Origin of the sequence: Alkalicoccobacillus murimartini, assembly GCF_030813245.1 — a bacterium.
Lineage (GTDB): Bacteria > Bacillota > Bacilli > Bacillales > Bacillaceae_D > Alkalicoccobacillus > Alkalicoccobacillus murimartini.
The window spans coordinates 19,112-40,958 of record NZ_JAUSUA010000010.1 but is presented as its reverse complement, the minus strand read 5'-3'; the positions used below and the strand labels follow the sequence as shown (position 1 = coordinate 40,958).

Here is a 21,847-nt window from a genome sequence, read left to right as displayed (position 1 = left end):
TTATCTTACTTTTGAAACGGCATACCCATTTGAGTTAGCAATTCGCGTGCTTCTTCATCTGACTGTGCAGTTGTTACGATAACGATATCCATTCCACGAACTTTATCGACTTTGTCGTAGTTAATTTCAGGGAAAATTAGTTGTTCTTTTACGCCAAGTGTGTAGTTACCGCGACCGTCAAAGGCTTTCTTTGAGATCCCACGGAAATCACGAACACGTGGTAAAGATACACTAACTAATTTATCAAGGAAATCATACATACGTTGTCCACGAAGAGTAACTTTAGCGCCAATTGGCATACCTTCACGAAGTTTAAAGCCTGCAATTGATTTCTTTGCTTTAGTGATAACTGGTTTTTGACCTGCAATTTCAGTTAATTCTTCAACTGCTTTATCAAGTGCTTTTGCATTTGATACGGCTTCACCAACACCCATGTTAATAACAATTTTATCAAGTTTAGGCACCGCCATAGTTGAGCTGTATTTGAACTTTTCAACTAGTGATGGAGCGATTTCTTGAGAGTACTTTTCTTTTAAACGACTCATTTAAAGGTCCTCCTTTCAAACGTGTTGATTACTTGTCTAGCGCTTCGCCAGAACGTTTTGCAACCCGTACTTTTTTACCGTTCTCTTCTTTAAATCCAACTCGTGTGCGCTCTCCTGATTTAGGATCAATGTGCATCACGTTAGATGAATGAATTGCTGCTTCCTGGTTAAGGATGCCGCCTTGTGGATTATCCTGAGATGGTTTCGCGTGTTTTTTAACAAGGTTAACACCTTCAACAAGCACACGGCTTTTCTTAGGAAAAGCTTCAAGAACAACACCTTGCTTACCTTTATCTTTACCAGCGATAACAATTACTGTATCACCTTTTTTGACATGCATGTTTGACATATTTGCACCTCCCTGGGTCTTGCCATTCAATCGTTAATTAAAGAACTTCCGGAGCAAGAGAAACAATCTTCATGAATTGGTTATCGCGAAGTTCACGAGCAACCGGTCCAAAGATACGAGTTCCGCGTGGACTTTTATCATCACGTACAATTACAGCTGCGTTCTCATCAAATTTGATGTATGAACCGTCAGTACGACGAGCACCTGTTTTAGAACGAACGATAACAGCCTTAACAACCTCACCCTTTTTGACAACGCCACCTGGTGTTGCTTGTTTTACAGTACAAACAATTACATCACCAATGTTAGCAGTCTTACGTCCAGAACCTCCAAGTACTTTAATACATAATACTTCACGAGCACCTGAGTTATCTGCAACTTTTAAACGGGATTCCTGTTGAATCATATGATTTTACCTCCCTTCGAATCAAAAGCTTCTATTAAATGATAACCGCTTCTTCAACGATTTCTACTAGACGAAAACGTTTGTCCTTAGATAGCGGACGAGTTTCCATGATTCGAACGATGTCACCGGCTTTTGCAGTGTTTTCTTCGTCATGGGCTTTAAGTTTCTTTGAATATTTAACACGTTTTCCGTACAAGCGATCCTTTTTGTATGTTTCAACAAGGACACTTATGGTTTTATCCATTTTGTCGGAAACAACGCGACCTTGATATACTTTACGCTGGTTGCGTTCCATTTAGCAAACCTCCTCTTTAGCCGTTGTTAATTCCAAGCTCACGCTCACGCAATACGGTCTTTGTACGAGCAATTCCTTTACGCACCTCACGGATACGTGATGGATTGTCTAATTGACCAGTTGCTAGTTGAAAGCGAAGGTTGAATAACTCCTCTTTCAATGTTTGAGTCTGTTTTTCAATTTCAGCAGTGGTTAAGTTACGGATATCATTAGCTTTCATTTGCGTCACCACCCAGTTCTTCACGTTTTACAAACTTAGTTTTGAGCGGTAATTTGTGAGAGGCAAGACGAAGAGCTTCACGAGCTACTTCTTCAGATACTCCAGAGATTTCAAACATAATCTTACCAGGCTTCACAACAGCAACCCAACCTTCAGGCGCCCCTTTACCAGAACCCATTCGTACTTCTAAAGGCTTTGCAGTGTATGGCTTAGAAGGGAAGATCTTGATCCAAACCTTACCACCACGTTTCATGTAACGAGTCATAGCAATACGAGCAGCTTCGATCTGACGGTTTGTCACCCAAGATGCTTCAGTAGCTTGTAGTCCGAATTCACCGAAATGAACTTCAGTACCACCTTTTGCACGACCACGCATTTTTCCGCGATGTTCGCGACGATATTTAACACGTTTTGGTAATAACATGATTATTTGCCTCCTTCCTCTTTTTTAGTTCCTTTCGTTGGAAGGACTTCACCACGATAAATCCAGATTTTAACTCCGATTTTACCATAAGTTGTATCTGCTTCTGCTGTTCCATAATCGATGTCAGCACGAAGAGTATGAAGTGGAACTGTTCCTTCGTTGTAATGCTCAGAACGCGCGATATCTGCTCCACCAAGACGGCCAGATACTTGCGTTTTAATTCCTTTAGCGCCAGAACGCATAGTACGTTGAATTGATTGCTTCATCGCACGACGGAATGAAATACGGCTTTCAAGTTGACGAGCAATGTTTTCTGCAACAAGCTTTGCATCAAGATCTGCTTGCTTGATTTCAAAGATGTTAATGTGAACTCGTTTTCCAGTAAGATCGTTTAAAGCTTTACGAAGAGCTTCAACCTCTGATCCACCTTTACCAATAACCATTCCTGGTTTAGCAGTAGAAATTGTGATATTCACACGATTAGCAGCACGCTCAATTTCAACTTTAGAAACGGATGCTTCTTTTAAGCGACCTTCAACATAGTCACGGATTTTAATATCTTCGTGAAGAAGAGTAGCGTAGTCTTTTTCAGCGTACCATTTAGACTCCCAGTCACGAATAATACCAACCCGAAGACCTATCGGATTAATTTTTTGACCCATGTGTTATCCCTCCTTCTTTTCAGTTACTACAATCGTAATGTGGCTACTACGTTTGTTAATTTTGCTTGCACGTCCCATTGCACGTGGACGGAAACGTTTAAGAGTTACACCTTCATCAACAAAGGCTTCACTAATAACAAGGTTATTTGGCTCCATCTCGTAATTGTGTTCTGCATTAGCAATAGCTGAATTCAACAACTTTTCTACTACCGGCGAGGCAGCTTTTGGAGTGTGGCGTAAGATAGCCACTGCTTCTCCAACGTTTTTGCCGCGAATTAAGTCTATAACCAAACGCACTTTACGAGGAGCAATACGAATTTGTTTTGCTACAGCTTTAGCTTGCATGGTCTTAACCTCCTCTCTTCAATCCTTAACGTCTTGTTTTTCTATCGTCAGCAGCGTGACCTTTGTAAGTACGGCTTGGTGCGAATTCGCCAAGCTTATGACCTACCATATCTTCAGATACGTATACCGGTACATGCTTACGACCATCATAGATTGCAAATGTATGACCGACGAAATCAGGAAAGATGGTTGAACGACGAGACCATGTCTTAATTACTTTCTTATCGTTAGTCTCGTTAAGAGCTTCAACTTTTTTCATCAGATGACCATCTACAAAAGGTCCCTTTTTCAAACTACGGCTCATGAGATTCCCTCCTTCCGTGATTTGGCCAACGGCCCCCTAGTTGAGAACCGAAGCCATATCGCGTTATTTTTTGCGACGACGTACAATGTACTTGTCAGATTGGTTGTTCTTCTTACGAGTTTTGTATCCAAGAGTTGGTTTACCCCAAGGAGACATTGGTGACTTACGTCCGATTGGTGATCTACCTTCACCACCACCGTGTGGGTGATCGTTAGGGTTCATTACAGAACCACGAACAGTAGGACGTTTGCCTAACCATCTAGAACGACCGGCTTTACCGATGTTCACAAGTTCATGCTCAAGGTTACCAACTTGACCGATTGTTGCACGGCAAGTAGCAAGGATGTAACGAGTTTCACCTGAGTTCAAGCGAACTAGTACATAATCTCCTTCTTTACCTAGAAGCTGAGCTTCAGTTCCAGCAGAACGTACAAGCTGACCGCCTTTTCCAGGACGAAGCTCGATGTTGTGGATAACAGTACCTACAGGGATGTTCTTAAGTGGAAGAGTGTTCCCTACTTTAATATCAGATTCAGCACCTGATACAAGAACGTTTCCTACTTTAAGACCCTTAGGAGCTATGATGTAACGTTTTTCACCATCAGCGTAATGAAGCAACGCGATGTTAGCAGAACGGTTTGGATCGTACTCGATTGTAGCAACGCGTCCTGGAATACCATCTTTGTTACGTTTGAAATCAATAACACGGTATTGACGTTTGTGTCCGCCACCTTGGTGACGTACTGTCAATCTACCTTGGTTGTTACGTCCGCCTTTTTTGTGTAAAGGAGCAAGTAACGACTTTTCCGGCTTATCCGTCGTAATTTCAGCAAAGTCAAGTACTGACATGCCACGACGACCGGCACTGGTTGGTTTATACTTTTTAATGGCCATGTTTAATTCCCTCCTTCTTTGTTAATGTTACCCTTCAAAGAAGTCTAGTTCTTTACTTTCAGGCGTTAAAGTAACAATAGCTTTTTTACGGCGAGCCGTGTAGCCAGTGTAACGTCCGAAACGTTTTGACTTCCCTTTGGAGTTAATTGTATTGACATTTGAAACCTTTACTTCAAAGATCTCTTCAACAGCTGATTTGATTTGAGTCTTGTTCGCACGAACATCAACTTCAAATGTGTATTTCTTTTCTTCCATCAGATCAGTTGAACGTTCAGTAATGATAGGGCGCTTTAAGATATCACGAGCGTTTGACATTATGCAAGCACCTCCTCTACCTTTTCAACTGCCGCTTTTGTTAAAACAAGCTTGTCGTGCTTAAGCACATCAAGAACATTAACGGAATCAGCAGTTAAAACTGTGACATTAGGAAGATTACGACTAGATAGTTCAACGTTCTCGTTGTAGTCAGCGACAACAACAAGTGCTTTTTTAGCAATAGAAAGTCCAGACAAGACTGCTGCCATGTCTTTAGTTTTTACTGCGTCAAATTTCAGATCCTCAAGTACAACAACTTCAGCTGCCTGTACTTTGCTTGAAAGAGCTGATTTGATAGCTAAACGACGAACCTTCTTAGGAAGTTTGAAGCTGTAGCTGCGTGGTGTTGGTCCAAAGACTACTCCACCGCCAACCCATTGTGGTGAACGGATAGAACCTTGACGAGCACGTCCTGTACCCTTTTGACGCCATGGTTTACGACCGCCTCCACGTACTTCAGAACGTCCTTTTGTTTTGTGTGTTCCTTGACGAAGTGTTGCTTGTTGCATTACTACTGCGTCATGTAAAACACTCTCATTTGGTTCAATTCCGAATACGGAATCAGCAAGCTCGATATCGCCAACTTCTGAACCAGTTTGATTAAATACTGTAACTTTCGGCATGATGTGGCCTCCTTTCTTCTATAGATCGATTAGTTAGCTTTAACTCCGGACTGAATCGCTACATAGCCTTTTCTAGCTCCAGGAACATTTCCTTTAACAAGAAGAAGATTACGTTCAGCGTCAACTTTTACAATTTCAAGGTTTTGAATGGTTTTTGTTTCTCCACCCATGCGTCCAGGAAGAAGTTTCCCTTTAAATACACGGTTTGGAGCAACAGGACCCATTGAACCTGGACGACGATGGTAACGTGAACCGTGGGACATCGGTCCGCGAGATTGGTTATGACGCTTAATAGCACCTTGGAAACCTTTCCCTTTAGATGTTCCAGTTACGTCAACGATATCGCCTTCTGCAAAAGTTGTTACGCTAAGCTCTTGTCCGACTTCATAGTCATCTAGAGTAACGTTACGGATTTCCTTGATGTAGCGCTTAGGAGTCGTTTGGGCTTTTGCTGCATGCCCTTCAGACGGTTTCTTAATGTTGTTCTTCTTTTGGTCAGCAAATCCAAGTTGGATTGCTTCGTAACCATCAGAGTCAACTGTTTTCTTTTGCAAAACCACGTTTGGTTCAGCTTCAATTACTGTTACTGGGATGACTTCGCCATTCTCAGCAAACACCTGAGTCATACCGATTTTTCTACCTAAGATTCCTTTGGTCATCCGTTACACCTCCTATATAAATATATGTTTTATTTGTTTGCCATTTTATCAAGAGCGGACATGCCGCTTAAAAGCAGGTTAATATTATAGTTTGATTTCGATATCAACGCCAGACGGTAAGTCTAAACGCATAAGTGCATCAACAGTTTGTGGTGTTGGATCCACAATATCAATCAAACGCTTGTGTGTACGCATCTCGAATTGCTCACGAGAATCTTTGTACTTATGAACAGCACGAAGTACCGTATATACTGATCTCTCAGTTGGAAGCGGAATTGGTCCTGATACACTTGCACCCGAACGTTTTGCCGTTTCTACGATTTTCTCTGCTGATTGGTCCAAAACACGGTGATCATAAGCTTTTAAACGAATACGAATCTTTTGCTTTGCCATTATAGCCCCTCCTTTATCGTCCATTTTTATAAACAGACATACTCCGCGAAAATTATCAACACTCTGCCATGGCAATGGGGCCGGGTGTATCAGCAACCTTCCGCATCATCGATGTCAACGCAGCACTCACTTCTATTTCCCCGTTCCAATAAGGAACAAGATAAATATAGTTTGGGCACACTTCTACTATTATAATGACTCAGTCTTGTAAATGCAAGGATTTTTGAAAAGAAATTTATTGATAGACCAAGGTTTTTCTTCATTTCTTTTTTTGAAAGAAAAACATGGGTAAATGCAGAACATAAAAGGAGAAGAATCTTTACTATGGGACCGTTCGAGTGATTATAGTTCGGGGATTTGTTCATCACTCCGCTACCGGGATGGGGGGGCACGCTTTCCGTGGGAGGCGTTGAACTAAACTGGCTCACGCCAGTGTATTTCAACCTTGCCTTTTAGTCCCACTGGAGTCGGCCTCCCCCATCCCGTCCGCTTGAGAGAGCGTCAGTATTTCAATAGAAGATTAATGCTAATTACTCATAGATTTTTTCGACAGCGACATTAAATATTTAGATCCACCTTTTAAAACAATAGGTCACACCTGTAACACATCTATAGTAGAATTTCGCTAATCCAGAGTAACTTGCCATACTACATATAATCACAAACCCTCATAAGATTTATAATGACTCCAACTTCTTCTAAATGTTGAATGTACATTAGGAGCGTTGGTCTTACTCTCTTATCTTTGTGTTAGCTAAAAAGGTCTTGTTCAATTTCATTGATGGCTTTGTGTATAAAAATTGATCCTCATATAATTGGAGTTTAAATGAGGACTATTTTTCATTCAATGTCATGCCGGTTCTTATGATTATAATTAAATTGTTTAATGTGAAACTTTATTATGTAGTATGCAGACCCTATAACTAACACTACGAATGCTAGTAAACTTAATGTCATCATAAATCCTCCAATAGCAGTTTGCAGGACATTGTTCAAGATTAAGGTCACAGTCATATAAACAATAGCTAAAATTAAAACCGTTTTTTTGTTCATCCTATGTCCTCCCTCCCCTATTGTTTTTTTAATAACACAAAAAACCTACTTAAAGGCTGATAGTTGCTTGTTATGGAATTTTAAATGTTTTCTACTGGATTCATCAAGGTGTTTTTAACATAAACAAAGAAAAAGCACCCCAATGATGGGGTGCTTTTGAATGTTATTACTTCTGGATAGAAGCTACAACACCAGATCCAACTGTACGTCCACCTTCACGAATAGAGAAACGAGTTCCCTCTTCGATTGCGATTGGAGCGATAAGCTCAACAGTCATCTCAGTGTTATCACCAGGCATTACCATTTCAACGCCTTCTGGAAGGTGTACAACACCCGTTACGTCAGTTGTACGGAAGTAGAACTGCGGACGGTAGTTTGTGAAGAATGGAGTGTGACGTCCACCTTCATCTTTAGATAGTACATAAACTTCAGAAGTGAAGTTTGTGTGTGGAGTGATTGTACCTGGCTTAGCAAGTACTTGACCACGTTGGATATCATCACGTGATACTCCACGTAGAAGAGCTCCAATGTTGTCACCAGCTTCAGCATAGTCAAGAAGCTTACGGAACATCTCAACACCTGTAACTGTTGTTTTCTTAGCATCTTCGTTGATACCAATGATTTCGATTTCGTCACCAACGTTAAGTTGACCACGCTCTACACGACCAGTCGCAACAGTACCACGACCAGTGATTGAGAATACGTCCTCTACAGGCATCATGAATGGCTTTTCAGTATCACGCGGTGGAGTAGGAATGTACTCATCAACTGCGTTCATAAGCTCAACGATTTTTTCTTCGTAATCTGCATCACCTTGAAGGGCTTTAAGTGCAGAACCTTGGATAACTGGAATGTCATCACCAGGGAAGTCATACTCAGAAAGAAGATCACGTACTTCCATTTCTACAAGCTCAAGAAGCTCTTCGTCGTCTACCATGTCACATTTGTTCATGAATACAACAAGTGCAGGTACACCTACGTTACGAGAAAGAAGGATGTGCTCACGAGTTTGTGGCATTGGACCATCAGCAGCAGAAACTACTAGGATTCCTCCGTCCATTTGTGCAGCACCAGTGATCATGTTTTTAACATAATCGGCGTGTCCTGGACAATCTACGTGTGCGTAGTGACGAGACTCAGTTTCATATTCAACGTGAGCTGTAGAAATTGTGATTCCACGCTCGCGCTCTTCTGGTGCACCATCAATAGCGTCATACGCCATTGCTTGACCTTTACCTGAACGCTTAGCAAGTACAGTTGTAATTGCAGCAGTTAGTGTAGTTTTACCATGGTCAACGTGTCCAATAGTACCAATATTGGCATGTGTTTTGGAACGATCGAATTTTTCTTTACCCATGATTCATTTCCTCCCTTTAATTGAACGTTTCATTTATTTTTTTAAGAAAGATGGTTCTCCCACAAAGGGGTTGTACATCCCTCTTAGCTTACAACAAAATATCATTAGAAACAATCTGGAACTATTACTCTCCTGTTTGTTTCTTAATAATTTCAGCAGACACACTCTTAGGTACTTCTTCATAATGATCAAAGAACATTGAATACGTACCGCGACCTTGTGTACGTGAACGAAGAGATGTTGCATACCCAAACATTTCTGCAAGAGGTACAAACGCTTTAACAGTTTGTGCGTTACCGCGCGCTTCCATTCCTTCAACACGTCCACGACGAGCTGTTACATCACCCATGATGTCACCCATGTACTCTTCAGGTACAACAATCTCTACCTTCATAAGTGGCTCAAGAAGAACCGGGTTACACTTGGTTTTAGCATTTTTCAAAGCCATTGATGCAGCAATCTTAAAGGCCATCTCATTGGAATCGACATCATGGTAAGAACCATCATAAAGACGAGCTTTAAGGTCGATTAACGGGAAGCCAGCAATCATACCGTTATCAAGTGCTTCTTCAATACCTGCTTGAACGGCTGGTACGTATTCACGAGGAACAACTCCACCAACAATTCCGTTTTCAAATTCAAAGCCTGCGCCCTCTTCGTTAGGAGAGAACTCAACCCATACGTGACCAAACTGTCCACGTCCACCAGATTGACGAACGAATTTACCTTCAACCTTAGCGGCTTGGCGAATGGTTTCACGATAAGATACTTGAGGTGCCCCAACGTTTGCTTCTACTTTGAACTCACGTCTCATACGGTCAACAATGATATCAAGGTGAAGCTCACCCATACCACCGATGATGGTTTGACCCGTTTCTTCATCAGTATGCGTTTTGAATGTTGGATCCTCTTCTGCAAGCTTAGCTAATGCCATACCCATTTTATCTTGGTCAGCTTTAGACTTAGGCTCAACAGACAAGTGAATAACCGGCTCTGGGAAGTTCATTGATTCAAGAATAACAAGGTTCTTCTCATCACATAGTGTATCACCAGTTGTTGTATCTTTAAGACCTACAGCAGCAGCAATATCACCAGAGTAAACCGTAGAGATTTCCTCACGTGAGTTAGCATGCATTTGTAGGATACGTCCTACACGCTCGCGCTTGTCTTTTGTTGAGTTCTTAACATAAGAACCAGCATCGAGTGTACCAGAGTAAACACGGAAGAATGTTAGCTTACCAACATAAGGATCCGTCATTACTTTAAAGGCTAGTGCAGAGAACGGCTGATCGTCTCCAGGCTCACGTGTTACTTCTTCTTCAGAATCAGGTACGTGTCCTGTGATAGCACGTACATCAAGTGGTGATGGAAGATATGCAAGAACAGCATCCAGCATAAGCTGTACACCTTTGTTCTTAAATGCAGATCCACAGATTACTGGGTAGAATTCAACATTACACGTTCCTTTACGGATCGCTACTTTGAGTTCTTCTTTCGTAATCTCTTCACCCTCAAGGTACTTCATCGTTAACTCTTCATCAAGCTCAGCAACAGCCTCGATTAATGATTCGTTAAGCTTCTCAGCTTGTTCTTTATACTCAGCAGGAATTTCAGTTGTTTCCCATTCCTTACCAAGGTCATCTTTGTAAATGTGTGCTTCCATTTCGATTAAGTCAATGATTCCAGTGAAATCATCTTCCGCACCGATTGGTAGCTGAATTGGGTGTGCGTTTGCTTGCAAACGATCACGCAAAGTTCCTACGGAATACATGAAGTCCGCACCTGTTTTATCCATCTTATTAACGAATACAACACGGGGAACACCATATGTTGTTGCTTGACGCCATACAGTCTCTGTTTGCGGTTCAACACCTGATTGTGCATCTAGTACCGCAACAGCTCCATCTAATACGCGAAGTGAACGTTCAACCTCAACTGTGAAATCTACGTGTCCTGGTGTATCGATGATGTTAATACGATGGTCTTTCCACTGAGCTGTTGTCGCAGCAGACGTGATTGTAATTCCACGCTCTTGCTCTTGCGCCATCCAGTCCATTTGAGAAGCACCTTCGTGTGTCTCACCAATCTTATGAACACGACCTGTGTAAAACAGGATACGTTCAGTTGCAGTTGTTTTACCAGCATCAATGTGTGCCATGATACCGATATTACGCGTATCTTTTAAGGAGAACTCTCTTGCCATAGGGTATTTCTCCTTCCTCAACGGTTAGATGATGAACAAAAAGTCAGGTCAAACAGCTAAGCTCTTTAATCCTGCTTTTTGATACATCTTTATTTTGGTATTGATCTTACCAGCGATAGTGAGCAAACGCTTTGTTAGCTTCAGCCATCTTATGCGTATCTTCACGTTTCTTAACAGCAGAACCAGTGTTGTTAGCAGCATCTAGAATTTCATTAGCAAGACGCTCTTCCATGGTTTTTTCACCGCGTTGACGTGCATAGTTAACTAACCAACGTAGACCTAAAGTCGTACGACGCTCAGGCTTAACTTCAATTGGAACCTGATAGTTTGTTCCACCTACACGGCGGGCTTTAACTTCAAGTACTGGCATGATGTTCTTAAGCGCTTGGTCGAAAACTTCCATTGGGTCGTTTCCGCTACGTTCTTTCACTGTATCAAACGCATTATAAAGAATGGTTTGAGCAATTCCTCTCTTTCCGTCAACCATAATACGGTTAATTAGACGGGTTACAAGCTTAGAATTGTAGATCGGATCTGGTAATACGTCACGACGTGGGACTGGACCTTTACGAGGCATAGTCTCCCCTCCTTTCGAATAATAGGTAATTTAATAAATTATTTCTTTTCTTTTGGCTTTTTCGTACCATATTTCGAACGACCTTGCATACGGTTTTGAACGCCTGCCGTATCAAGTGCGCCACGAACGATGTGGTAACGTACACCTGGTAAATCCTTCACACGTCCGCCACGAATAAGTACTACACTGTGCTCTTGTAGGTTATGTCCGATACCTGGAATGTAAGCTGTAACTTCAATTCCGTTAGTCAAACGAACACGCGCATATTTACGAAGTGCCGAGTTCGGCTTCTTCGGAGTCATAGTACCCACACGTGTGCACACACCACGTTTCTGTGGTGATGATACGTCTGTTTGGGACTTTTTGAAACTGTTAAACCCTTTGTTAAGCGCTGGAGAATCTGATTTCTTCCCTTTTGCTTCACGGCCTTTACGGATTAACTGATTAATTGTAGGCATGATGATCCCCCTTCCCTCTAAAATAAGACCACTGATCCTGGTGGTTCATGTTTAGGCAAAAGTAATGTTTTTGCCAAACGGAAGACACCGATCGGCAAAAACATTATATTATTTCCTTAACGCAACAGTGGCTGCGCCGACATCAATTCCACAAGCTTTTCCAAGCTTCTTCATTGAATCGACATATACAATCGGAATGCGCTTTGCTTGAGCCTTAAGCTCTGCTTGATTGACAATACGGCTGTCAGCATCGCTGGCAATCACCAGTTCACTAACAAAGTCGTTGTCTAGCGCTTTAAGTGTCTGTTTAACACCAATGAATGGGTTTAATCCCTGTTCTACTTTTTCATAAGACATGTAATATCCTCCAAAGCAACAGGTCTTCAGGCACACTTTGATATCTTATCACCATGGTATATGCGTGTCAACCACCTAATGCGCTTTTTTTAGTCTTGTGAGATCATTTCTTCAAGCATTGCTTCGGCCTGTTCTTCAGGACTCTGCTTTGTATGCTCGGAATGGATGCTCAGATTGCGGTAACGCTGCATACCCGTACCAGCCGGAATCAGCTTACCAATGATAACATTCTCTTTCAGTCCAAGAAGCTCATCTCGCTTACCTTTAATCGCTGCATCTGTAAGAACACGTGTTGTTTCTTGGAATGATGCGGCAGATAAGAATGAGTCTGTTTCAAGAGATGCTTTGGTAATACCCAGAAGGACAGGACGTCCAGTTGCTGGATTCTCACCATTGATAAGAACACTTGTATTCTCATCATTAAACTTCTGAATTTCGATTAATGCACCAGGAAGTACTTTTGTATCACCAGAATCAACGACACGAATCTTACGAAGCATTTGGCGAACCATTACTTCAACGTGTTTGTCTCCGATTTCTACCCCTTGCATACGGTAAACCTTCTGTACTTCTTTAAGTAGGTATTCCTGTACTCCATTCATACCTTTAACCTTCAGAAGCTCTTTCGGGTCAATCGAACCTTCAGTAATGCTTTCTCCTGCTACTACACGATCTCCAACTGAAACCTTAATACGAGCACCATAAGGAATCGCATAAGCCTTCGTTTCAAGTTCGCTCTTCACAGTGATCTCACGTTTGTCTCCATCTTTAAAGTCAACGATTTCTCCATCTACCTCAGAGATTACAGCCTGACCTTTCGGATTACGAGCTTCAAATAGCTCTTGGATACGCGGAAGACCTTGTGTAATATCGTCCCCTGCTACACCACCTGTGTGGAATGTACGCATTGTAAGCTGTGTTCCTGGCTCACCAATAGATTGGGCAGCGATGATTCCAACTGCTTCTCCTACTTCAACGTCGCTTCCTGTTGCCAGGTTACGTCCGTAACACTTCTTACATACACCATGACGTGTATTACAAGTGAAGACAGAACGAATAGTAACAGCTTCTACACCAGCATCAATGATTGCTTTAGCAAGATCTTCACTGATTAACTCGTTCTTACCAATAAGAACTTCGTTAGATTCAGGATGACGTACCGTTTTGAATACTACACGGCCAACAAGGCGATCATAAAGACCTTCAATAACCTCGTTACCTTCTTTAATCGCTTGAACCTGAAGTCCACGGTCTGTACCACAGTCGTCCTCACGAACAATAACATCCTGTGCTACATCTACAAGACGACGAGTCAGGTAACCTGAGTCAGCTGTCTTAAGTGCCGTATCTGCCAGTCCTTTACGCGCTCCGTGAGTAGAGATAAAGTACTCTAGTACTGTTAGTCCTTCACGGAAACTTGATTTGATCGGAAGCTCAATGATACGTCCAGATGGATTCGCCATTAGTCCACGCATACCCGCAAGCTGCGTAAAGTTAGAGGCGTTACCACGGGCTCCAGAGTCACTCATCATGAAGATTGGGTTACTACGATCCAATGTACCCATTAGTTTGTTCTGGATAACATCCTTCGCTTCACTCCAGATAGAGATAACACGATCATAACGCTCTTCTTCCGTAATTAGACCACGGCGGAACTGTTTCAAGATACGTTCAACCTTTTCCTCAGCTTCAGCAAGAATTACTTTCTTCTCTGCAAGAACAACGATATCCGCTACCCCAACAGTGATACCTGCTTTAGTAGAGTACTTAAATCCAAGATCCTTCATACGGTCAAGCATTTTAGACGTTTCTGTAATCTTAAACTTCTTAAATACTTCTGCAATGATGTTACCTAAGAAACCTTTTTTAAACGGAAGGATGACTTCACGCTCATTTAATTCCTTCTTCACATCTGTTGCACTTGAAACAATATATTTAGATGGTGTAGCCACTTCAAGGTTGTAATCTGTTGGTTCGTTCATATAAGGGAACGACTCAGGCAGAATTTCATTGAAGATTAACTTCCCAACTGTAGTTAAGATCAAGCTATCATTTTGCTCTTCAGTAAAGTTTGATTTACCTAGAGAGGAAACCGGAACAGCTACACGTGTGTGTAGGTGAACATACCCATTCTGGTAAGCAATGATTGCTTCGTTTGTATCTTTAAATGTTGAACCTTGCCCTTTTGCATCAGCACGCTCTAGAGTCAGGTAGTAGTTACCTAGTACCATATCCTGTGAAGGTGTTACAACCGGTTTCCCGTCCTTCGGGTTCAAGATGTTTTGAGCTGCAAGCATAAGAATACGTGCTTCAGCCTGCGCTTCAGCAGATAGTGGTACGTGAACAGCCATTTGGTCACCATCAAAGTCAGCGTTATATGCTGTACATACGAGTGGGTGAAGCTTAATTGCACGACCTTCTACAAGAATCGGTTCAAACGCCTGAATACCAAGACGGTGAAGTGTTGGTGCGCGGTTTAGTAACACTGGATGCTCACGAATAACTTCTTCAAGTACATCCCATACTTCCGGCTGAACACGTTCTACCTTACGTTTTGCGCTCTTGATATTGTGAGCAAGACCTTTGCTTACAAGTTCCTTCATCACAAACGGCTTAAATAGCTCAAGTGCCATTTCCTTTGGAAGTCCACACTGATACATCTTCAAGTGAGGCCCTACTACGATAACCGAACGACCAGAATAGTCCACTCGTTTACCTAGTAAGTTCTGACGGAAACGACCTTGCTTCCCTTTAAGCATGTGAGAAAGAGATTTCAATGGACGGTTACCCGGTCCTGTAACAGGTCTTCCACGACGTCCGTTATCGATTAATGCATCGACAGCTTCTTGAAGCATACGTTTCTCATTCTGAACAATGATATTAGGCGCTCCAAGATCAAGTAGTCGCTTCAAACGGTTGTTACGGTTGATCACTCGACGGTACAAGTCATTTAAGTCAGAAGTCGCAAAACGACCACCATCAAGCTGTACCATAGGACGAAGCTCAGGTGGAATAACCGGAAGAACATCAAGAACCATCCATGATGGCTCATTACCGGAATGACGGAATGCTTCTAGTACTTCTAGACGTTTAATTGCACGTGTACGACGCTGACCTTGCGCAGTAAGAAGTTCTTCTTTTAGTGAATCTACTTCTTTTTGAAGATCGATATCAGCTAAAAGCTTACGAATGGCTTCTGCACCCATTTGGGCAGTAAATCCACGACCGTATTTATCGTAATAAGCTCTGTATTCTTTCTCAGAAAGCAATTGTTTCTTTTCAAGAGGTGTATCACCTGGATCTGTTACAACATACGATGCAAAGTAAATGATCTCTTCCAACGAACGTGGAGACATATCAAGAACTAAGCCCATACGACTTGGAATTCCTTTGAAGTACCATATGTGCGAAACAGGAGCAGCAAGTTCAATGTGACCCATACGTTCACGACGAACTTTTGCACGTGTGACTTCAACGCCACAACGGTCACATACTACACCTTTATAACGGACACGTTTGTATTTTCCGCAATGACATTCCCAGTCTTTTGTTGGACCGAAAATACGCTCACAGAACAAACCGTCCTTCTCAGGTTTTAGCGTACGGTAATTAATAGTCTCAGGCTTCTTAACTTCACCTCTAGACCAAGAACGAATCTTATTAGGTGACGCGAGGCCTATTTTCATATACTCGAAGTTATTTACATCTAGCAAGGGGTTAACCTCCCTTTTGATTTCCGTATCTGTTATCTATTTCTGGTCATACCTGCACTATCAAAGTAGAAAATGAAAGCAACAGGGAAAGGTTCTACCTCCCCCGGTTGCTCATACTATTCTTTACGCCTTTGCACTTGGCTCAAAGTTCAAATTCAACTTATCGTTCCCTTGCTCTTCTTCATCATCAAGCTCTCTCATTTCAATTTCTTCTTCATTACTAGAGAGCATTTTTACATCCATACCAAGTGATTGAAGCTCTTTGATTAGAACTTTAAATGATTCTGGTACTCCAGGTTCAGGAACATTCTCACCTTTTACAATCGCTTCGTATGTTTTCACACGACCAACTACGTCATCTGATTTCACTGTTAGGATCTCCTGAAGTGTGTAAGCAGCACCGTATGCCTCAAGTGCCCAAACCTCCATCTCACCAAAACGCTGTCCACCAAATTGAGCTTTACCACCCAATGGCTGTTGCGTAACAAGTGAATAAGGTCCAGTTGAACGAGCATGCAACTTATCATCAACCATGTGCGCCAGTTTGATCATGTACATAATACCTACAGAGATACGGTTATCAAATGCTTCACCTGTACGTCCATCATAAAGGACCGTCTTACCATCACGAGCCATACCCGCTTCTTCAAGCGTACCCCAAACATCTTCTTCACGTGCTCCATCAAATACTGGTGAGGCAACGTGGATACCAAGCTTACGAGCAGCCATACCTAGATGGAGCTCAAGCACTTGTCCGATGTTCATACGAGATGGTACACCTAGTGGGTTTAACATGATGTCAATCGGCGTGCCATCAGGTAGGTAAGGCATATCTTCCTCTGGAAGGATACGCGAGATAACCCCTTTGTTTCCGTGACGACCGGCCATTTTGTCCCCTTCGTGAATCTTACGCTTTTGTACAATGTACACACGTACTAACTGATTCACACCAGGTGGCAACTCATCGCCGTCTTCACGGTTAAAGATCTTCACATCTAGAACAATACCGTCTCCCCCGTGAGGTGCGCGAAGTGATGTATCTCTTACTTCACGTGCCTTCTCACCAAAGATTGCATGAAGTAGACGTTCTTCAGCCGTCAGTTCTGTTACTCCCTTAGGTGTAACCTTCCCAACTAAGATGTCGCCGTCTTTCACTTCTGCACCGGTACGGATAATACCACGCTCATCCAGATTACGAAGGGCGTCTTCCCCAACGTTAGGAATATCACGAGTGATTTCCTCTGGTCCAAGCTTCGTATCTCTAGCATCTGATTCGTATTCTTCAATATGAATCGATGTATAGACATCGTCTTTTACAAGGCGCTCACTTAAAATGATCGCATCCTCATAGTTGTAACCTTCCCACGTCATGAAACCGACCATTACGTTACGGCCTAGAGCCATTTCGCCTTTTTCCATAGATGGTCCATCTGCAAGAATTTCGCGTTTATCAACAATGTCGCCTTCAGCAACAATTGGACGTTGATTATAACTTGTTCCTTGGTTAGAACGAATGAACTTTTGAAGACGGTACTTGTCAAGGTCACCTTTAACATCCTTGCCATCCACTTCTTCAATTCGACGAACCCAAATTTCTTTCGCCGTTACACGTTCAACTTCTCCACGGCCTTTAGATACAACAGCAGCTCCTGAATCTCTTGCTGACACATGCTCCATACCTGTTCCAACAATCGGAGACTCAGGTACAAGCAATGGTACAGCTTGACGCTGCATGTTCGCCCCCATTAGGGCACGGTTGGAGTCATCATTTTCCAAGAACGGAATACAAGATGTCGCAGCAGAAACAACCTGCTTCGGAGATACATCCATATAATCTAAACGTTCACGGGCAACGACTGTATTTTCTCCACGGAAACGAGCAATAATATTATCATCAACAAATGCACCATCTTCTGTAAGCTTTGCATTCGCCTGAGCGACAACATAGTTGTCCTCCTCATCCGCGGTTAAATAATCAATTTGTTTTGTAACCATACCTGTTTCAGGATCAACCCGACGGTATGGAGTTTCCATGAAACCAAACTCATTTACCTTCGCATAAGAAGATAAGGAGTTAATTAAACCAATGTTTGGTCCCTCTGGCGTTTCAATCGGACACATACGACCGTAGTGAGAGTAGTGAACGTCACGAACTTCAAATCCAGCCCGCTCCCTTGTTAAACCACCGGGTCCTAGTGCAGATAGTCTACGTTTGTGCGTAAGCTCAGCTAGTGGATTCGTTTGATCCATAAACTGAGAAAGCTGAGAACTACCAAAGAACTCTTTAATTGACGCGATTACAGGGCGAATGTTAATAAGCGCCTGTGGCGTAATCATGTTTGGATCTTGAATAGACATTCTCTCACGTACTACACGCTCCATACGAGAAAGCCCAATACGGAATTGGTTCTGTAAAAGCTCCCCTACTGAACGTAGACGACGATTACCAAGGTGATCGATATCATCTGTATCGCCAACACCGTGTAATAAATTAAAGAAGTAACTAATTGCAGAGATGATATCTGATGGAGCAATATGCTTCACATCACGTTCAACCATTCCATTACTAATTACGTCTATTACTTGTTCACCTTCACGATCACTCGGTGCATAGATCTTCACAGATTGAATAGATACTTCTTCGTCTTCAATCACACCACCAGATACATACACTTTCTTAAAGCCAACATTATTCTCTAGATAAGGAATAATACGGTCTAGTGTACGACGGTCTAGCACTGTACCTTCTTCAGCCAAAATTTCGCCTGTTTCAGGGTCAACCAATGTCTCAGCAAGACGTTGGTTAAAGAGACGGTTCTTAATATGAAGTTTCTTATTCATCTTGTAGCGACCTACATTCGCTAGGTCATAACGCTTCGGATCAAAGAAACGGGAGTCAAGAAGACTCTTCGCATTTTCAACCGTTGGCGGCTCACCAGGGCGAAGTCGCTCATAAATTTCTAGCAGCGCTTTTTCCGTGCTGTCCGTGTTATCTTTTTCAAGTGAATTGCGTAGATATTCGTTTTCTCCTAGAAGATCTACCATCTCTTGATCAGATCCGAACCCAAGGGCACGCAAAAGAACCGTCACTGGTATTTTTCTTGTGCGGTCTATCCGGACATAAACAATATCCTTCGCGTCCGTTTCAAGCTCAAGCCACGCTCCACGGTTTGGAATGACAGTGGCGGTAAAGCCTTTTTTTCCGTTTTTGTCTGTTTTTTGACTGTAATATACGCTTGGGGAACGAACCAGTTGCGAAACAATTACTCGCTCTGCTCCATTAATGACAAACGTACCGGTATCTGTCATAAGAGGGAAGTCACCCATGAATACTTCCTGCTCTTTTACTTCACCTGTTTCTTTGTTAATCAAACGAACCTTCACGCGTAAAGGAGCAGCAAACGTCACATCACGTTCTTTTGACTCCTCCACCGGATATTTCGGTTCTCCCAGGCTGTAGTCAATAAATTCCAAAACCAAGTTACCTGTGAAATCTTGGATCGGAGAAATGTCCTGGAACATTTCACGTAGTCCTACATCAAGAAACCATTGGTAGGAAGCTGTCTGAATTTCAATCAAGTTAGGAAGTTCCAATACCTCATTGATTCGCGCGTAGCTTCTACGCTGGCGGTGACGTCCATACTGAATTAGTTGTCCTGCCAACTGATTCACCCCTTAAATCTCGCGTTATAGTATCTAAAAAGGCAATTCAAACTCTTATATGAAGGATTTGAATAACCATTGTTCAAAAAAACTGACCTCACTTTACAATCAAACTATACTCAGAGCAAACTGATTATAGCAGTATAACCAAATTTATCTAGCTGTATTCCTTACAAAACAACGATTGTGCCATGTAGAGCTAGAAAAATAGGCAATTGTACGCATTAAATGATAATACCACAAGTAAAATAATGAGTCAATTTTTTCTTGCTCGGATAATAAAATATCCTTTATTCTTAGCAACCGTCTCTACTTCATCAAAAAGCTGAGCTAGTTTATCAAGTGTTGAGGGTGCCCCTTGTTTCTTCTGAATAACAACCCACAAGTCTCCCCCATTTGTTAAATGGGCGTGCGCTTGTTCATAGATTGAAAAAACCAATGCTTTCCCTGCACGTATCGGCGGGTTGGTTACGATCCCTGCATACTCATTATGCGGGACGTGCTCAAATTCATCACTCTCGTAAACAACAGCATTTTCAATATGATTTTGGCGCGCATTGATTCGCGCCAATGTACATGCGCGTTCATTCACATCAATCAGATGAATAGTACGTGAAGGTTCTTCCTTGGCCAGTGTTAATCCAATTGGTCCATATCCACAACCAACATCAAGTAGATCTCCCTCCGTTTCCGGGAACTCAAAATGCTCAATCAGCATTTTGCTACCAAAATCTACTTCATGTTTCGAGAAAACTCCCCTATCCGAGGTAAGACGCATCGTATGTCCACGTAATTCCGCCGTCCACGTCTTTTGTTCACTTTGAGTATTTGGTTTCTTTGAATAATAGTGTTCAGACATCGTAACCCTCCATTCCGTATACCTATGGACAAAAAAAGACCCGCTATGGCGCGAGCCTTTTCTTATTCAACTAATTACTTAACTTCAACAGAAGCTCCTGCTTCTTCAAGCTTAGCTTTAACTTCGTTAGCTTCGTCTTGAGAAACACCTTCTTTAACTGGAGCTGGAGCACCATCAACAAGTGCTTTCGCTTCTTTAAGACCAAGACCAGTTACTTCACGAACTGCTTTGATTACGTTGATTTTAGAACCACCAGCTGATTCTAGAACTACGTCAAATTCAGTTTGCTCTTCAGCAGCATCGCCACCACCAGCACCTGCAGCAGCTACAGGAGCAGCAGCAGTAACACCGAATTCTTCTTCGATTGCTTTTACTAGATCGTTAAGTTCAAGTACTGTCATTTCTTTGATTGCGCCAATGATTTCTTCATGTGTTTTAGTCATTGTAAATCCTCCTTGTTTTTTAAGGTTATTCAACCTTTGTTTTGGGTCGTTCATGGTTAAGCAGCGTCTATATTAAGCGCCTTGCTCTTCCTTTTGATCTGCAACTGCTTTTGTTGCAAGGGCAAAGTTACGTACTGGTGCTTGAAGCACACTAAGAAGCATAGAAAGAAGTCCATCACGAGATGGAAGCTCAGCCAACGCCTTGATTTGCTCAAGAGAAGCAACCTGACCTTCGATCACACCTGCTTTGATTTCTAACGCTTCATGTTTCTTAGCGAATTCGTTAAGAATCTTTGCAGGAGCAATTACGTCTTCTTTACTGAATGCAATCGCAGTTGGACCTACAAGCTGCTCATCAAGAGCAGTTAGTTCAGTCTCAGCAGTAGCACGACGAGTCATTGAGTTCTTGTATACTTTGAATTCAACACCTGAATCACGTAACTGTTTGCGAAGTTCCGTTACTTCAGAAACGGAAAGTCCACGATAATCAACAACAACTGTTGACTGGCTTTCACGAAGCTTAGTAGCGATATCAGAAACAACCTGTTTTTTTGCATCAATTACTTTACTCATACTTTACACCTCCTGTTAGTCTTTTACGTTCATACCGCACATAAGCATATAAAAAGCCCTCATGCAGACATGAGGGCGTATGGATTCATAAGAATCTATCGCTTACCTCGGCAGGATATTAAGCCAAAAGGCACCTACTGTCTACGGTATAATCATT

At 42.2% G+C, this 21,847-nt stretch carries 24 protein-coding genes and 1 other annotated feature (1 of these 25 only partly in view); all 24 genes read right to left on the bottom strand.

The features are described 5' to 3' along the window. Positions 1-5: 5 nt before the first annotated feature. The gene (gene rplE, locus J2S05_RS20085) at positions 6-545 is read right to left on the bottom strand and encodes a 50S ribosomal protein L5 (RefSeq protein WP_143850513.1); all 540 of its coding nucleotides are present in this window, start codon (positions 543-545) and stop codon (positions 6-8) included. 28 nt (positions 546-573) lie between these two features. Next, on the bottom strand, positions 574-885 hold the full coding sequence (gene rplX / locus J2S05_RS20080; protein ID WP_306986109.1) for a 50S ribosomal protein L24: 312 nt from the start codon (positions 883-885) through the stop codon (positions 574-576). 46 nt (positions 886-931) lie between these two features. After that, positions 932-1,300, bottom strand: coding sequence for a 50S ribosomal protein L14 (gene rplN / locus J2S05_RS20075; protein WP_306986029.1), 369 nt, complete (start codon positions 1,298-1,300; stop codon positions 932-934). A gap of 34 nt (positions 1,301-1,334) precedes the next feature. Further along, a complete protein-coding gene (gene rpsQ / locus J2S05_RS20070; RefSeq protein WP_251611485.1) occupies positions 1,335-1,595 on the bottom strand; it encodes a 30S ribosomal protein S17 in 261 nt (86 codons plus the stop codon). Between the two features lie 16 nt (positions 1,596-1,611). Next, a complete protein-coding gene (gene rpmC / locus J2S05_RS20065) occupies positions 1,612-1,815 on the bottom strand; it encodes a 50S ribosomal protein L29 (protein ID WP_203090893.1) in 204 nt (67 codons plus the stop codon). After that, positions 1,805-2,239 carry a 50S ribosomal protein L16 gene (gene rplP, locus J2S05_RS20060; protein WP_251611486.1) on the bottom strand — a complete coding sequence of 145 codons (435 nt, stop codon included), beginning with the start codon at positions 2,237-2,239 and terminating at the stop codon, positions 1,805-1,807. The genes rpmC and rplP overlap by 11 nt, the downstream gene beginning before the upstream one ends. 2 nt (positions 2,240-2,241) lie before the next feature. Next, positions 2,242-2,901: a 30S ribosomal protein S3 gene (gene rpsC / locus J2S05_RS20055; protein WP_306986026.1), complete on the bottom strand. Its 660-nt coding sequence runs from the start codon at positions 2,899-2,901 to the stop codon at positions 2,242-2,244. Between the two features lie 3 nt (positions 2,902-2,904). Next, complete coding sequence (gene rplV, locus J2S05_RS20050; RefSeq protein WP_251611488.1) at positions 2,905-3,246, bottom strand: 50S ribosomal protein L22; 342 nt, start codon at positions 3,244-3,246, stop codon at positions 2,905-2,907. Positions 3,247-3,271: 25 nt separating this feature from the next. Further along, entirely contained in the window at positions 3,272-3,550 is a 279-nt protein-coding gene (rpsS, locus tag J2S05_RS20045; RefSeq protein WP_306986023.1) for a 30S ribosomal protein S19, read from the bottom strand. 63 nt (positions 3,551-3,613) lie between these two features. Next, complete coding sequence (gene rplB, locus J2S05_RS20040) at positions 3,614-4,444, bottom strand: 50S ribosomal protein L2 (protein ID WP_306986021.1); 831 nt, start codon at positions 4,442-4,444, stop codon at positions 3,614-3,616. Between the two features lie 27 nt (positions 4,445-4,471). Further along, entirely contained in the window at positions 4,472-4,759 is a 288-nt protein-coding gene (gene rplW / locus J2S05_RS20035; protein WP_203090888.1) for a 50S ribosomal protein L23, read from the bottom strand. Then, complete coding sequence (gene rplD, locus J2S05_RS20030; protein ID WP_306986019.1) at positions 4,759-5,382, bottom strand: 50S ribosomal protein L4; 624 nt, start codon at positions 5,380-5,382, stop codon at positions 4,759-4,761. Before rplD ends, rplW begins: the two co-directional genes overlap by 1 nt. 29 nt (positions 5,383-5,411) lie before the next feature. Next, positions 5,412-6,041, bottom strand: a complete 630-nt coding sequence (gene rplC / locus J2S05_RS20025; protein WP_306986016.1) for a 50S ribosomal protein L3 — start codon at positions 6,039-6,041, stop codon at positions 5,412-5,414. An 84-nt stretch (positions 6,042-6,125) separates the two neighbouring features. Next, complete coding sequence (gene rpsJ / locus J2S05_RS20020) at positions 6,126-6,434, bottom strand: 30S ribosomal protein S10 (protein ID WP_203090885.1); 309 nt, start codon at positions 6,432-6,434, stop codon at positions 6,126-6,128. A 1,219-nt stretch (positions 6,435-7,653) separates the two neighbouring features. Next, a complete protein-coding gene (tuf, locus tag J2S05_RS20015) occupies positions 7,654-8,844 on the bottom strand; it encodes an elongation factor Tu (RefSeq protein ID WP_306986013.1) in 1,191 nt (396 codons plus the stop codon). A 124-nt stretch (positions 8,845-8,968) separates the two neighbouring features. Next, on the bottom strand, positions 8,969-11,047 hold the full coding sequence (gene fusA, locus J2S05_RS20010) for an elongation factor G (RefSeq protein ID WP_306986011.1): 2,079 nt from the start codon (positions 11,045-11,047) through the stop codon (positions 8,969-8,971). A gap of 106 nt (positions 11,048-11,153) precedes the next feature. After that, positions 11,154-11,624, bottom strand: coding sequence for a 30S ribosomal protein S7 (rpsG, locus tag J2S05_RS20005; protein WP_306986009.1), 471 nt, complete (start codon positions 11,622-11,624; stop codon positions 11,154-11,156). A 38-nt stretch (positions 11,625-11,662) separates the two neighbouring features. Beyond that, a complete protein-coding gene (rpsL, locus tag J2S05_RS20000; protein ID WP_203090881.1) occupies positions 11,663-12,082 on the bottom strand; it encodes a 30S ribosomal protein S12 in 420 nt (139 codons plus the stop codon). Positions 12,083-12,190: 108 nt separating this feature from the next. Next, positions 12,191-12,439: a 50S ribosomal protein L7ae-like protein gene (locus J2S05_RS19995; protein ID WP_306986007.1), complete on the bottom strand. Its 249-nt coding sequence runs from the start codon at positions 12,437-12,439 to the stop codon at positions 12,191-12,193. Positions 12,440-12,528: 89 nt separating this feature from the next. Further along, positions 12,529-16,152 (bottom strand): DNA-directed RNA polymerase subunit beta', encoded by a 3,624-nt coding sequence (rpoC, locus tag J2S05_RS19990; RefSeq protein ID WP_306986005.1) that lies wholly within the window; start codon positions 16,150-16,152, stop codon positions 12,529-12,531. Between the two features lie 123 nt (positions 16,153-16,275). Next, positions 16,276-19,815, bottom strand: a complete 3,540-nt coding sequence (gene rpoB / locus J2S05_RS19985) for a DNA-directed RNA polymerase subunit beta (RefSeq protein ID WP_306986003.1) — start codon at positions 19,813-19,815, stop codon at positions 16,276-16,278. Between the two features lie 256 nt (positions 19,816-20,071). Beyond that, a complete protein-coding gene (locus J2S05_RS19980) occupies positions 20,072-20,674 on the bottom strand; it encodes a class I SAM-dependent methyltransferase (RefSeq protein WP_306986001.1) in 603 nt (200 codons plus the stop codon). A gap of 74 nt (positions 20,675-20,748) precedes the next feature. Further along, a complete protein-coding gene (gene rplL, locus J2S05_RS19975) occupies positions 20,749-21,117 on the bottom strand; it encodes a 50S ribosomal protein L7/L12 (RefSeq protein ID WP_306985999.1) in 369 nt (122 codons plus the stop codon). Between the two features lie 72 nt (positions 21,118-21,189). After that, entirely contained in the window at positions 21,190-21,690 is a 501-nt protein-coding gene (gene rplJ / locus J2S05_RS19970) for a 50S ribosomal protein L10 (RefSeq protein ID WP_306985997.1), read from the bottom strand. Positions 21,691-21,730: 40 nt separating this feature from the next. Next, positions 21,731-21,847 (bottom strand) — a sequence feature (ribosomal protein L10 leader region) (it continues 8 nt past the right edge of the window).